Annotated in this window: 14 protein-coding genes; 5 read left to right on the top strand and 9 right to left on the bottom strand. The window is 43.3% G+C overall.

Annotated elements, in window-relative coordinates:
- Positions 1-100: 100 nt before the first annotated feature.
- The 3 genes from rpsG to MN200_RS03555 all read right to left on the bottom strand — a co-directional run bounded on the left by rpsG (position 101) and on the right by MN200_RS03555 (position 2,735).
- Positions 101-571, bottom strand: coding sequence for a 30S ribosomal protein S7 (gene rpsG / locus MN200_RS03565; RefSeq protein WP_004694929.1), 471 nt, complete (start codon positions 569-571; stop codon positions 101-103).
- A gap of 177 nt (positions 572-748) precedes the next feature.
- Positions 749-1,123, bottom strand: coding sequence for a 30S ribosomal protein S12 (rpsL, locus tag MN200_RS03560; RefSeq protein ID WP_002050319.1), 375 nt, complete (start codon positions 1,121-1,123; stop codon positions 749-751).
- 154 nt (positions 1,124-1,277) lie between these two features.
- Positions 1,278-2,735: an EcsC family protein gene (locus MN200_RS03555; protein WP_242760061.1), complete on the bottom strand. Its 1,458-nt coding sequence runs from the start codon at positions 2,733-2,735 to the stop codon at positions 1,278-1,280.
- 278 nt (positions 2,736-3,013) lie between these two features.
- Between MN200_RS03555 and MN200_RS03550 the strand changes: the two genes are divergently transcribed.
- Positions 3,014-4,243, top strand: a complete 1,230-nt coding sequence (locus tag MN200_RS03550; RefSeq protein WP_004694933.1) for a beta-ketoacyl synthase N-terminal-like domain-containing protein — start codon at positions 3,014-3,016, stop codon at positions 4,241-4,243.
- Between the two features lie 23 nt (positions 4,244-4,266).
- Positions 4,267-4,719 carry a CopD family protein gene (locus MN200_RS03545; RefSeq protein WP_005011820.1) on the top strand — a complete coding sequence of 151 codons (453 nt, stop codon included), beginning with the start codon at positions 4,267-4,269 and terminating at the stop codon, positions 4,717-4,719.
- A gap of 81 nt (positions 4,720-4,800) precedes the next feature.
- Here the strand turns inward: MN200_RS03545 and MN200_RS03540 are convergent, their stop codons facing one another.
- The 5 genes from MN200_RS03540 to MN200_RS03520 form a co-directional block, all read right to left on the bottom strand.
- The gene (locus MN200_RS03540) at positions 4,801-5,907 is read right to left on the bottom strand and encodes an acyltransferase (protein ID WP_242760060.1); all 1,107 of its coding nucleotides are present in this window, start codon (positions 5,905-5,907) and stop codon (positions 4,801-4,803) included.
- Between the two features lie 189 nt (positions 5,908-6,096).
- Positions 6,097-7,539, bottom strand: a complete 1,443-nt coding sequence (locus MN200_RS03535; protein ID WP_168159392.1) for an amino acid permease — start codon at positions 7,537-7,539, stop codon at positions 6,097-6,099.
- Positions 7,540-7,680: 141 nt separating this feature from the next.
- Complete coding sequence (locus tag MN200_RS03530; protein ID WP_004694941.1) at positions 7,681-8,040, bottom strand: RidA family protein; 360 nt, start codon at positions 8,038-8,040, stop codon at positions 7,681-7,683.
- A 37-nt stretch (positions 8,041-8,077) separates the two neighbouring features.
- Positions 8,078-9,175, bottom strand: a complete 1,098-nt coding sequence (gene alr / locus MN200_RS03525) for an alanine racemase (RefSeq protein WP_242760059.1) — start codon at positions 9,173-9,175, stop codon at positions 8,078-8,080.
- Positions 9,176-9,211: 36 nt separating this feature from the next.
- Entirely contained in the window at positions 9,212-10,471 is a 1,260-nt protein-coding gene (locus MN200_RS03520) for a D-amino acid dehydrogenase (protein WP_004694945.1), read from the bottom strand.
- 137 nt (positions 10,472-10,608) lie between these two features.
- Between MN200_RS03520 and MN200_RS03515 the strand changes: the two genes are divergently transcribed.
- Positions 10,609-11,073: an Lrp/AsnC ligand binding domain-containing protein gene (locus MN200_RS03515; protein WP_004694947.1), complete on the top strand. Its 465-nt coding sequence runs from the start codon at positions 10,609-10,611 to the stop codon at positions 11,071-11,073.
- Positions 11,074-11,157: 84 nt separating this feature from the next.
- Positions 11,158-11,901, top strand: coding sequence for a sporulation protein (locus tag MN200_RS03510; RefSeq protein ID WP_242760058.1), 744 nt, complete (start codon positions 11,158-11,160; stop codon positions 11,899-11,901).
- A 97-nt stretch (positions 11,902-11,998) separates the two neighbouring features.
- Here MN200_RS03510 and MN200_RS03505 read toward each other — a convergent pair whose 3' ends face one another.
- Positions 11,999-12,643 carry an HAD-IA family hydrolase gene (locus tag MN200_RS03505; RefSeq protein ID WP_125273884.1) on the bottom strand — a complete coding sequence of 215 codons (645 nt, stop codon included), beginning with the start codon at positions 12,641-12,643 and terminating at the stop codon, positions 11,999-12,001.
- A gap of 93 nt (positions 12,644-12,736) precedes the next feature.
- Between MN200_RS03505 and MN200_RS03500 the strand changes: the two genes are divergently transcribed.
- Entirely contained in the window at positions 12,737-13,504 is a 768-nt protein-coding gene (locus MN200_RS03500) for a hydroxymethylpyrimidine/phosphomethylpyrimidine kinase (RefSeq protein WP_058869015.1), read from the top strand.
- Positions 13,505-13,565: the final 61 nt, after the last annotated feature.

The following is a 13,565-nucleotide window of genomic DNA, read 5'->3' as shown; positions in this document are numbered from 1 at the left end:
AAAACAGGCGCTTTAAGCTGACGAACAGCTTAAAGCGATTCGATGACAGTTTGGCGTAAGCCAAGCTATCACCCTCCTGAATAGGGGCTGTTTTAGTCGCTTAGAAGCGGTAGTGAGAGAATGCTTTGTTGGCTTCAGCCATACGATGCACGTCATCACGTTTTTTAACCGCTGCGCCTTTACCTTCAGCTGCATCAAGCAACTCACCAGCAAGACGTAAAGCCATAGTTTTTTCAGAACGCTTAGCAGCAGCATCTACTAACCAACGCATAGCTAGAGCAGTACGACGGGATGGGCGTACTTCCATAGGTACTTGATAAGTAGCACCACCAACACGGCGTGCTTTTACTTCAACCATAGGACGAACTTTTTCAAGAGTAGTCTCGAAAAATTCAACTGGGTCTACTTTGTTTTTTTCTTGAACGCGGTCTAAAGCACCGTAAACGATACTTTCAGCAATAGATTTTTTACCATCTTGCATTACGTGGTTCATGAATTTAGCGATTGTTTGGCTGCTGAACTTAGGATCCGGAAGGATTTCACGAGCAGCAACTACGCGACGTCTTGGCATTTTAAACTACCTATATATATGACACTTCAGGTTAATCCAGCCGTAGCACAAAGTGTCATGTGCTTTCGCTGGCCTTACTACACGTCGCTTGAATTTCACAAAATTAATGCAGAAATCAGACAAGCGAGACGATAAAGGATTGCAGTTCTAGCGAACTAAGAGATCAATCTCGAAAGATTATTTCTTAGGACGTTTAGTACCGTATTTAGAACGAGACTGGTTACGATCTTTCACACCAGCACAGTCTAAAGAACCACGAACGGTATGGTAACGTACACCTGGTAAGTCTTTAACACGACCACCACGGATAAGAACAACACTGTGCTCTTGTAGGTTGTGGCCTTCACCACCGATGTAGCTTGAAACTTCAAAGCCAGAAGTTAAACGCACACGGCAAACTTTACGCATTGCTGAGTTAGGTTTTTTAGGTGTAGTTGTGTAAACACGTGTACAAACACCACGACGTTGTGGACAAGCCTTCAACGCAGGAACTTTAGATTTTTCAACTAAAGTCGTACGACCCTTACGGATCAACTGATTTGTTGTTGCCATTTGGCAATTCTCCCGTTAATAAAAAACCCAAAAAAAGACGACTTTTTGAGGGCATGCAATTGTAAGCTAAGACGTAAAAATGGTCAACATTTCAAACTACATGTAATGTTGACCAAATCAGGGCTTTTACAAATTTCTATCTATTTTAAAGGGTTTATTTTTTACTTGAAGCATTTCGTCTTTTTGTAACCTTTTTTTCAGTCAGCTCTACAGCAGGTTGCGCTGCAACTTTTGAAGCTATGTCAGGTTCATTTTCCGTAAAAGACTCACGATTGTTGTGTGTGGTGTCTTCAACCTCATCTACTGGATATAAATCTGCAAGATCTTCTTCCACTTGTAGGGCTGGTTGCTGCGGTGCGACAGCATCATGAGGTTCAACCATTTGATCTGCGAGCTGTTCCAGCCCTTGTTGAACACGCTCTTCGGTTGCGACAGGCTCTGTGACTTTGTCGGACTTTTTCTGAACTTTTACTTTAGCAATACTTTGATGACCATTTAACTCTACTTCAGCTCCAAGCTTTAAATCTGAGCTATCGGTGTCTGATGTACTGCGCTGTGAAAGCAGTCGTGGTGAGGCTTTCACCAAAAGCTCAAGTGAGCGTTCATATGCTGTTAAAGCACTCAGGCTGGTATCTTTTTGTTGGATGATATACTGGCGGGCTTGTGAAAAAACCAGTTGTGCTTTTTGGTGTACATCATCCACGAGACGCCAACTATAGGCTGCACTCACCCCTGCACTGGCAATGGGTGTGAGTTTTGCTAGCTTATTCAGTAGCGAGAGGTTGGCAATCGACTGTCCCCATTTCAGCTGACCATCGGCATTGGTCAACCATTTCTTTAAGGCTTCAATATCATTGCTTGAACCTAAAAGCTGTTGTAACTGAGAGACATCATGGGTTTGCAAGGTACTTGAAATGGCTTTTATTGCCATCAACAAAGTTTGTTTTTCCGCAATCAGCCCAAGATCAATCTGTTTAAAAATAAACTGGACGATGTCTTGATCGGACTCTTTAGTTAAGTCAAAACCATAAGAACGCCCCACTTGGTAGATCATACGTAACGACATCACCAAGGAAGCAGGGACATCTACCGTTGAGCCCACAAAGCCCGTTGCTCCAGTCAGTGCGCCCTGAAGAATAGCAATGATCTTATTTTGTTCGGACAATGCCTGACTAATCCGTTTTGAACGGTCTACATCTTGGGTCAGCATTTCTAAATCACGCACGCCCGCTTCATCTAAAACGGCATCGACCGAGCTCATACTCGAGCTAAATTGATTGAGCTGGCTAAAAAAATAATCTGCGGCTTTATCGGAAAGTTGTGGCGACACAAAATGCGCGACTCGATTTGCGTTGACATAATGACGTCCCAATAAATGACGTGATACTGTCGGCAGATGGTCTCTTAAGACTTGCTGCGGGTGTTCATAACGCTTATTTTTCGATTTTGTTTTTGTACTCGCACTATCACCAGTTGTAGCATTGGTCAGTGCTGAGGCCGTATCTGGGCTCACTTGGTTTAATATGTTTAAACCTGTATGGCTGAGCTTTTTAGCCACTCCGAAGGCATTTGAAAAGAAACCACTGCGCTGTTTATTGTTTGAATCCGCCATTCCGTACCCCGTACTTTATAATCTTTCATTTCTAGCTAAATACTAGGTGTAGTACGCATTTATCTCAATAAGAATATGTGTCTTTTAGTAAAGTTGAAATGCCCTGCTCCCGATTTTAAGACAAGTCAAATTGGCATAGGATTTGCCATAAGAATTAAAAATTCTTTCTGCTATTATGATCTGCATTGAAAACATAAGAGTTGCAATTGGCTTAGAAATAAATTGTTGATTCATCTTTAAGCGCAACTCTGCAAAACCACCATATAAGGGATCTTTAAATGAAACGTGTAGTAATCACTGGCATGGGTATCAACTCATGTATCGGTAATACTTTGGAAGAAGTTACTCATGCATTACAAAACGGGATTTCTGGGACACGTTTTAACCCAACCTATGCTGAACTCAATTTTAAAAGCCATATCAGTGCTGCTGCTGAACAAGACTTTGATGGTATCGACCGTAAGCTAAAACGCTTTATGGGTGTTTGTGCTATGTATGCATACAATGCTGCGGTTGCTGCGGTTGAAAATGCAGGCTTAACAGCAGAGCAAATTGGTGGCAACCCACGCTATGGTATCGCGGGCGGTTCAGGTGGTGGCTCAACTGCATCTGTAGTTGAAATGAAAGAATTGTTAGACACCAAAGGCGCACGTAAAGTTGGTCCGTTCTTCGTACCACGCAATATGTCGAACACAATTACAGCAAACGTTGGTGTTGCTTTTAAAATGCAAGGTGTTGCACACACCATTACCAGCGCATGCGCAACGTCTGCTGATGCTATTGGTTATGCCTATAACCTGATTCAACTCGGCAAACAAGACTTAATGCTTGCAGGTGGCGGTGAAGAAGATCATTGGTCTCAAAGCTTGTTATTTGATGCGATGGGTGCACTGTGCTCAAAATACAATGACACACCAGAAACAGCGTCTCGCCCATATTCAGCAGACCGTGATGGTTTCGTGATTGCTGGCGGTGGCGGTTTTGTAGTGCTTGAGTCTTTAGAGCATGCGCAAGCACGTGGTGCCAACATTTTGGCTGAAGTTGTGGGCTATGCGGCAAACTCTGACGGTGCAGACATGGTTGCGCCATCGGGTGAGGGTGCGACACGTTGTGTACTGATGGCACTTGAAGAAGCAAAACAACACGGCGTAGACAAAATTGACTATGTGAATACGCATGGTACGTCGACGCCTGCCGGTGACATCACTGAATTAAAAGCAATGGAACGTGCATTTGGCGAAGGTCAGGTTCCTCCACTTAGTTCAACCAAGTCAATGACAGGTCATAGCTTAGGTGCTGCTGGCGTACAAGAAGCAATCTACTCAGTCCTAATGATGCAAAATGACTTTATTGCACCAAACATCAACGTGACTGAACTGGATGAAGGCGCAAAACCATTTGATATCGTGCTTGAAAAACGTGACGCAAAATTGAATACTGTGATGAGTAACAGTTTCGGTTTTGGCGGCGTAAATGCATGTCTCATTTTCAAAAAGTGGGAAGGCTAAGCCGCCCATTTTAGGGTGACTTGATGGATGCTCCTTCTGATGCTTTCTTGTGGGTAAAAGCATTACATATTATTGCCGTGGTGTGTTGGTTCGCTGCATTGTTCTACTTACCACGGCTCTATGTTTACCATGCCATGAGTGATGATGCCGTCAGTCATCAACGTTTTGAGGTCATGGAACGTAAGTTGTACCGTGGCATTATGTGGCCGTCGATGATTGCAACACTTATCACGGCACATTTCTTGGTCGATTGGGGTGATGCAACGCGCCACTACCATGAAGCCCTGTGGTTCTACCTCAAAGTCGGCTTGGTTGGACTGTTGGTGATTTACCACTTTGTTTGCGGCTATTACCGTAAGAAATTGATTGGTCATGCGCACTACAAGTCACACAAATTTTGGCGCTTCTTTAATGAAATGCCGACCCTCATTTTATTTGCTGTGGTGATTTTAGTCGTGGTGAAACCGACATTTTAAAATCCCACACTTAAAAAGCCCCGATTGATTCGGGGCTTTTTAATGTCTGTACAAAATCAACAGCACAACTCAAGATCCACGCTACGAGCGTATCCAAGATTGACGAATTTTTAAATTGAGCGGGGTCGAATAATATTTCTCAATCGCCCAACTCAAAATAAACACCGCGATAAAATAAACAGGCAACAACATCAACTTTTCAGCCGCTAAAGTGTCTTTGGGGAAATACACCACTTTCATTAAGCCGAGAACAATTAAGTGAAACAAATACATTTCATAGCTACGCTGCCCAATCCAAACCAAACTCCGTGCCGTGGATGAGGTAGGTTTAACTTTCGGGTCTTGGGTAAAACACAATATGAGTAAAGCCGTAAGTAAAGCAAATACGCTGATACCCCATGTACTCACCTCTTTGATGGGTGCATAAAAATATAAAGCGGTCATCAGAAACGCTGTTACTGCAACAATCATTTTTGGATTGTAAATTACACCTTTAAAATGTTGCGCATATATTGCGGTGAGGCAGCCAATGGCAATTCCATCGAAACTAGAAAAATAATGATACAGATAAGCGCCGCTTTCCTCGCCAAAATGGAGTGCACGAAAATATGGTGCATACGCAATGACAACGAGCAGAAAAACAATAAAGCCTTTACCACGACCAAGCCCTAAACACAGGACAGGAAATGCCAAATAGAAAACTTCTTCAACCGATAAAGACCACAATACGCCCAAGGCATAGTTCACCCAGCCGTATTCAATAATCAATAGATTCATCCAGAAACTCAAAGCTGAAAGAACAGTCACAGCGTAGGACACCTCTACGCCATTGGGTGACTGATTGAGAAAGGGTTGCAATCCTAAACTTCCGAGCACACTGACCATCGTGACCAATAACACCAGACACGGCATGATGCGGGCAATACGACGGATATAAAAATCTTTCAGCTTAATCTGCGCCAAAGATCCACTACGCTGCAAAGTATGCTGGGTAATCAAAAAACCTGAAATGACAAAAAACATGGTCACACCATAATTGCCATTTCTTGCAATCAAGGTACTTAAGCTCTCACTCCCAATTGGGATGCCGAGAAAGGTATCGTGTAATTTATACGGAATATTGAAATGGTGAATCAGCACCAATAGGATGGACACGCCACGCAGAATGTCGATTTTATAATTACGCATAAATCATTGTTAAAATTTTAAAGTGCTTCATTTAAAGTGAAATCACCTGATTTAGACAGCTTTTATATATAAAATCATACAATTATCTAACACTTAGTTAGAACCCATTGATCCAGCTCAAGCAAAAAAAGAAAGCCCTACTTATGCAGGGCTTTCTTTCAAACATCACGAGTACAGAATAAATGTTACTTAGTTATCCAGTTGCTGCCCTAACAGACGTTTTTTCATACGTGGTTTGTACAGCAGCTGATACGTCACGGCTAAAATAATCACCCATAGTGGACTGATCATCAATGCGCGAAGAGTATCCACCTCTAGACTCAAAATAATCAACGTAAAGAACAAGAAGATTAAGACCACATAAGACATCCAAACACCACCCGGCATTTTAAAGGTCGATTTTGCATGTAGCTCAGGACGCAATTTACGGTAGCGGATATAGCACACCATAATAATGCTCCAGATACTGATGAACAGAATCACACACAATGAGCTGGCTAATGTAAAGGCTTCAACCGTGTTTGGTACAAAGTACTGTAGCGCCGCACCTGCCATGATAAAAGCACATGAGAAGAATAAGCCTTTTGCTGGTACCGCACGTTTTGATAGACGCGCTAAACTCTGTGGTGCTTGCCCTTCTCTTGCCAAACCAAACAGCATACGTGATGTAGAGAACACGCCACTATTCATTGAAGACATCACTGAAGACAGCACCACCAAGTTCATAATGATGGCTGAAGTCGGGATACCTGCATGTAAAAATAGTGAAACGAACGGACTTTGATCCGCAGGAATTTGATTCCACGGCGTCACCGACATCACCACAAATAGCGACAAGACATAGAACAAAATGATACGGGTTGGAATCGCATTCACTGCTTTCGGTAAGTTCTTTTCAGGATCTTTGGTTTCAGCAGCCATGGTTCCAATCAGCTCTACACCGACAAAGGCAAAGAGTGCAATTTGGAAGCCTGCTAAAAAGCCACTGCCACCTTGAGGGAACATACCACCATGTGACCAAACATGACTGAAGCTTGCAACTGAACCGCCCGGTGCTTGGAAATGGCTAAACACCATAAAGCCACCAATCACGATCAGCCCTAAAATGGCTAAAATTTTGATTAAAGCAAACCAAAATTCAATTTCACCAAACAGTTTCACGGTCAGCAAATTTAACCCAAGGACAAACAGCACACAGCCGACACTGATTAAAGCCTGCCCCATGGGAGTAAAGGCCATGTCTGGCGGGAGCCAAAAGCCGAGATAGTTAATAATGGCGGCCAAGTCCGCAATACCGACCAAGACCCAACCGAGCCAATAGGACCAACCGATATAGTAACCCGCACCCGGCCCAATCAGATCATGAGCCATATCGATAAACGATTTATAGTGCAAATTTGACAATAAAATTTCGCCCAATGCACGCATTAGGAAAAAGAACATGGTCCCGATAATCATATAAATGATCAGAATAGAAGGACCAGCAAGAGAGATGGTTTTGCCCGAACCCATGAACAGGCCCGTACCAATCGCGCCACCAATGGCAATCAATTGCAGGTGGCGGTTGGATAATTTCCGTTGTAATTCATGCGATGATGCATTTGCACCGTCAGCTTGTGGGGTAGTCGTCATAATTTAACATCCTGTTAAAGTCCTTTTTTGCGTATAAACCATGTTCATACAGTGCTCGTTATCCTAACGGGCGGCATTTATACGCTCATCAGCACTTCGGTTGAAACCCAAGCGCTGATATACACGGGGAGAGTTTAAAAATTAGTTTTGTGCAGCCGTCACTGCAATTTCGATCAACCAGTTTGGATTAACCAAATCAGCCTGAATCGTGGCACGTGAAGGCGCCACACAACCATTCATCCAATCAATCCAAATCGCATTGACTGTAGAAAAATCAGAGAGATTTTTGATGTAAAGCTGAGCAGATAACAAACGTGATTTATCTGTATTTGCCAAAGCTAAAAGCTCATCAATAGTTGCTAAAATTTCACGGGTCTGACCTGCGACATCATTGTCGGTATTTTTTGGCACTTGCCCTGACAAATACACCACTTGATTAAACACAGTGACTGCACTCATGACTTCGTTGGTGTTGAATTTTTGAATGTCTGAATGTGACATAGGTCTTTCCTTGTATGAAACTGTATAAAAATAAAATTTAATCTTGGATAAAATTGACACGTGCAGTGACAGCACACATCAGCTCATAGCCAATCGTGCCTGAACCTGCTGCGACTTCATCAATGCTGAGCACAGTGCCCTGTTTCGATGTCCCCCACAGCACCACTTCACTGCCGACTTGGGCATTTGGGAGGTGAGATAAATCGACCGCCAACATGTCCATGCTGACACGCCCGACCAAGCTGCTGCGTTGTCCATCAACTAAAATAGGCGTACCTGTTGCGGTAATCCGTTGATAACCATCGGCATAACCACAAGCCACAATACCCACACGCATGTCGCTTTCAGCAATGAACTTTGAGCCATAACCGACGCTATCGCCTGCTTTTAATTGCTGAATGGCAATCAACTCGCTGCGCAAACTCATGGCAGGTTGCAAATCCCAGTCTTGAATGGAGTGGCTTGGATAATCTGGAGAACTACCATAGAGCATGATGCCGCTACGGATCACATCCGACTGCAACTGTTCATGGCGGAGAATGGCTGCACTGTTACTGACTGAACGTGCACCCGGTAGATCATGGGTGATGGCATCAAATAACTGACATTGATGCGCAATGCCTTCACGTCCGAAACGCTCACCATCGGCATCCGAAAAATGCATCATATGGGTCAAGCGTTGAACTTGAGGCAAACTGGAAAGCTGCTGCCACACTTGACGGTATTGTTCAGGACGGAAACCTAAACGATTCATGCCGCTGTTCATTTTTAAATAAACATCGAACTGCGCCTCTAAAGGAAAACGCGCTAACCATTCGAGTTGATATTCACTATGAATACTGAAACTTAGGCCCAGCTCATGGCAGTCAAATAGGTCTTGCTCTGAAAAAATACCTTCGAGTAACAGAACCGGACCTATCCAGCCTAAAGCGCGGATGCGTTTCGCCTCTGCCAAATCGAGCAGCGCAAAACCATCGGCAGATTTGAATGCTTGATAGACGCGTTCAATCCCATGACCATAGGCATTGGCTTTGACCACCGCATAGACTTGGCTATTCGGCATTTTCGTGCGAGCAACATTTAAATTATGCTGCAGTGATTGACTATGAATCACTGCAGTAATTGGACGTGGCATTTTCTTCTTCCTTGAATCAATATGACCTAAAACGAATTAGGCTGCTGAAGGATAACGTTGAATCGATAGGCCTTCAGTACTGATGTCTGGTTGATGGTTCATCACCAAGTCACTAATAAGCTTGCCTGAACCACATGCCATGGTCCAACCCAAGGTGCCATGTCCTGTATTCAAGAATAAGTTTTTAAAACGAGTCGCACCAATAATCGGCGTAGAGTCTGGTGTCATTGGACGTAAACCCGTCCAGAAACTTGCTTCAGCTAAATTTCCACCTGGGAATAAGTCTTGAGTCACCATTTCCAAGGTCGCACGGCGGTCTTGGTTTAAACCGTGGTTGAAACCACTCAGTTCAGCCATACCACCCACACGGATACGTTGGTCAAAACGCGTAATGGCAATTTTATAAGTTTCATCAAGCACCGTAGACTGCGGTGCAAATGCAGGATCTACAATTGGAATCGTCAGTGAGTAGCCTTTTACAGGGTACACAGGCAAATTCAAATTCAATGGTTTTAAGAAATCACGTGAATAACTACCGAAAGCGAGCACATAACGGTCTGCTGTAAGCACTTGACCATCAACCACCACACCTTTGATTTCATCGCCTTCAACCACTAGTTTTTCAACATTTTGGTTAAATTTAAATTCTACGCCCATGTCTTTCGCAAGGTTTGCCAAAGCATTGGTAAATAGGTAACAGTCACCTGTTTCATCATTTGGTAGATGTAAACCACCGACCAGTTTGTCTTTGGCATAGGCTAAAGCTGGCTCGACTTTGGCTAAGTCATCTTTTAATAATAATTCGTAGTCGACGCCACATTCTTTTAATACTTGGATGTCACGTTGTACTGCATCTAGTTGTGCTTCATTACGGAAAACCTGCAAAGTTCCTTTCGCGCGGTTTTCATAGTGAATACCTGTTTCTTTACGCAGTTCACGTAAGCAGTCACGGCTATATTCAGCAACACGCGTCATACGCTCTTTGTTAATGGCATAACTTTGTGGATTGCAGTTTTTCAACATTTGCGCCATCCAGTTCAACTGCCACATGCTACCATCGATGTTAATCGCTAAAGGTGCATGGTGTTGGAACATCCACTTTACGGCTTTAAACGGAATACCGGGTGCAGCCCACGGTGTAGAATAACCTGGAGAGATTTGCCCTGCGTTACCAAAGCTAGTTTCTTCAGCAGGACCAGCTTGACGGTCTAAAACCGTAACGCTTGCGCCTTGTTGTGCAAGGTAATATGCACTTGCAACACCGATGACACCACTACCTAAGACAATTACACGCATGACTGATCCCTTACACACACTAGTTTATTTCACTAGTATATTTTTAGGTTAATAGTTTTTTTCACTGTTTTTAATATTATAATCTAGGTAAATCGCCATTTTTGTCGCGCTAAAATTCTAAACATAGGAAATTTATAATGCGTAAATTAGATCGGATTGATCAGCAGATTTTAGACATTTTGCAGCGCGATGGACGAATTGCGATTAGTGAATTGGCCTCTCGCGTCAACCTCTCAACCACCCCCTGTTCAGAACGTGTCAAACGCTTAGAACGCGACGGTATTATCATGGGTTACTACGCACGCCTCAACCCACAACTGGTCGATCGAAACTTATTGGTGTTTTTAGAGATTAAGCTGTCGGCCAAGTCTGGCGATGTGTTTGATCAAGTGGCACGTGACTTGGTCGAAATCCCTGAAGTTTTAGAATGCCATCTGATTTCAGGTGAATTCGATTATTTGGTCAAAGCCCGTTTAAAAGAAATGAGTGCCTACCGACGCCTATTGGGTGATTTACTAAAAAAACTGCCCTCTTCAGCGTCATCGCACAGTTATATTGTGATGGAAGAAGTCAAAGAAAGTTTTTATTTGGATATTCGCTAACAGCTTATTAAAAATATGCGTCTTCAAAGTGCATTCACTTTAAATATTTAAAACCTATCGATTCCCTATTGGAAGTTCTGCACCATGTTTAACAAACTCATGTCTAGTCTTGGCTTACAAGGCATTCAAGTCGATACTCGTCTACACACCACCGCGCCACAAGCGGGTCAAGCCATTCAGGGTGAGGTTATTTTTAAAGGTGCCGCGTCTAATAAAATTATCAACGGTATTTATTTAAAGCTCATGACCACAGCCGAGGTTGAGTCAGATGATGCTGAGTACAATAGCGCCTTAAGTATTGCCGAATGGCACATTAGCGGGGCTTTTGAGTTACAAGCTCATCACTCACATGCATTTCCTTTTTCGATTCAACTGCCCTTTGAAACACCAGTTACAGATGTGCCTTGCCGCATCAATAAAACCCGAGTGTGGTTACATACGCATCTCGATGTGGACTGGGGGCTCGATGCAACTGATAAAGACTACTTACAGATTTTACCGACACCGGCTATGCAGGCGTTTATTCAAGCCATGCAGCAATGCGGTTTTCAGTTGATGACCGTCGATGTTGAAAAAGGTCAACTACGTGGCAATGGTTTCCACTCGAGCATTGGTTGTTATCAAGAACTTGAATTTAAACCTACGCAATTGTTCAACACTATCAATGAAGTTGAAGTGTCCTTTGTGGCAGAGCAACATCAAACCCATGTGCTTTTAGAAGTGGATCGTAAATTTCGTGGTGATGGCTTCAACAGCCTTACCATTCCCCATCAACAGGTCAATCCTGCACTGTTAGCAAATGAAATTAGACGTATATTGGGACTTTAATTTTTAATCACTGCGCACGACTGTTTCAATATAGAAAAGTAGTGCGCAGTCGAAAAAGGCGTTATTTAAATCCTGTCCGAATTAAATCCTATCTGAGTTAAATAAGGTCCAAAATATCAGCAAAGGTTTTAATTCGTGCTTTAGGTGCGGCTTCCGTCAACTCTTGATCAGAACCATAACCGTATTCCACCGCAATGGTTTCAATGCCGTTACGACGTGCACCCAAAATGTCATGCTCACGATCACCAACCATCAGACACTCTTCCGCTTTTAACTGCTCTTTTTCTAAAATATAAGCAATCAACTCTCCCTTATTGGTCCGCTCACCGTTCAGTTCACTGCCATAAGGGTGCACAAAGTATTGCAGTAAATTGAAATGCTCTAAGATTTGACGGGCATAAATTTCAGGCTTTGCTGTCGCCAAATACAAGTGATAGCCCTGCTCAGTCAGTTTTTTTAAGGTCGGTTCAACATCGGCAAATAAATGGTTTTCATATAAACCTTTCACCGCAAAGCGCTCACGATAGCCCAATAAAGCTTGCTCTGCCAAAACATCGTCCACTGTAACATTTAAGAGTTTTGCCAAAGAGGCTTTTAGTGGTGGCCCAATAATCCAGTCAATGTTTAGATCTTCAGCAATGGGATGTCCGACTTTGTTTAAGCCATAACGCGCACTGGTGGTAATGCCAACTTTCGGATCTGTTAATGTTCCATCTAAATCTAGCAAAATATGTTTAATCACAGCTGATCCTTCTTGGGCTTTAAATAAAATACTATCGAGAGTTCTGCTAAAGTTGCCTATACTATCGCAAATTTTCGCAACAAGGATATTTCTGTGCGCGCAACCGTACTGTGCTTTTCTGGTTTAGACCCTTCAGGTGGTGCTGGTTTACAGGCCGATATCGAAGCGATTGGTCAAAGTGGTGCGCATGCAGCCATTGCGTGTACAGCACTCACTGTTCAAAACTCGCAACAAGTGTTTGGCTTTGAAGCGACGTCAAAAGAATTGCTGTTAGCTCAGGCCCACGCTGTTGTCGGTGATTTACCGATTAAAGCCGTAAAGTCTGGCATGTTAGGCACCACTGATAATATTGCAGCACTGGCTGAGTTTCTACGTGAACATCCTGAGTACAAGTATGTGCTCGACCCTGTTTTAGTGGCGAACAGTGGGGGTTCACTGGGTGATCAAGCCACCTTAGTCAAAGCTTTTGTTGAGCTGATCCCATTGGCGGACATTATTACCCCAAATACAGTTGAATTACGAGCGTTAACAGGTCTCGACGACTTAGACGCCGCGACACAAAAACTGTTTGAAATGGGCGCCAAAGCGGTACTGGTCAAAGGTGGTCATGAAGACACACCAGACTATATTTGTAATGCCCTGTTTGTGAATGGCGAGCTCATCTCTGAAACTCGCTGCCCCCGTTTAGCTGGTGAATATCACGGTTCAGGATGTTCGTTGGCAAGTTTTATTGCAGGCCGTTTGGCGCAAGGTGACAGTGTTAAAGTCGCAGTACATCATGCCGAAACTTGGCTCTTTGGTGTATTAAAACAGGCAGAAACACCTGTTGAAGGCGGTCAAAAAATTCCAAAGCGTTTCTAAGTTAGAAAAAAACTGCAAAGATAAAAGCCAGTCCATGAAGAAATAGACTGGCTTTTTTTTA

Origin of the sequence: Acinetobacter sp. LUNF3 (assembly GCF_022699605.1) — a bacterium.
Taxonomy (GTDB): Bacteria; Pseudomonadota; Gammaproteobacteria; order Pseudomonadales; family Moraxellaceae; genus Acinetobacter; species Acinetobacter johnsonii.
This window is presented reverse-complemented; position numbering and strand designations above follow the sequence as displayed.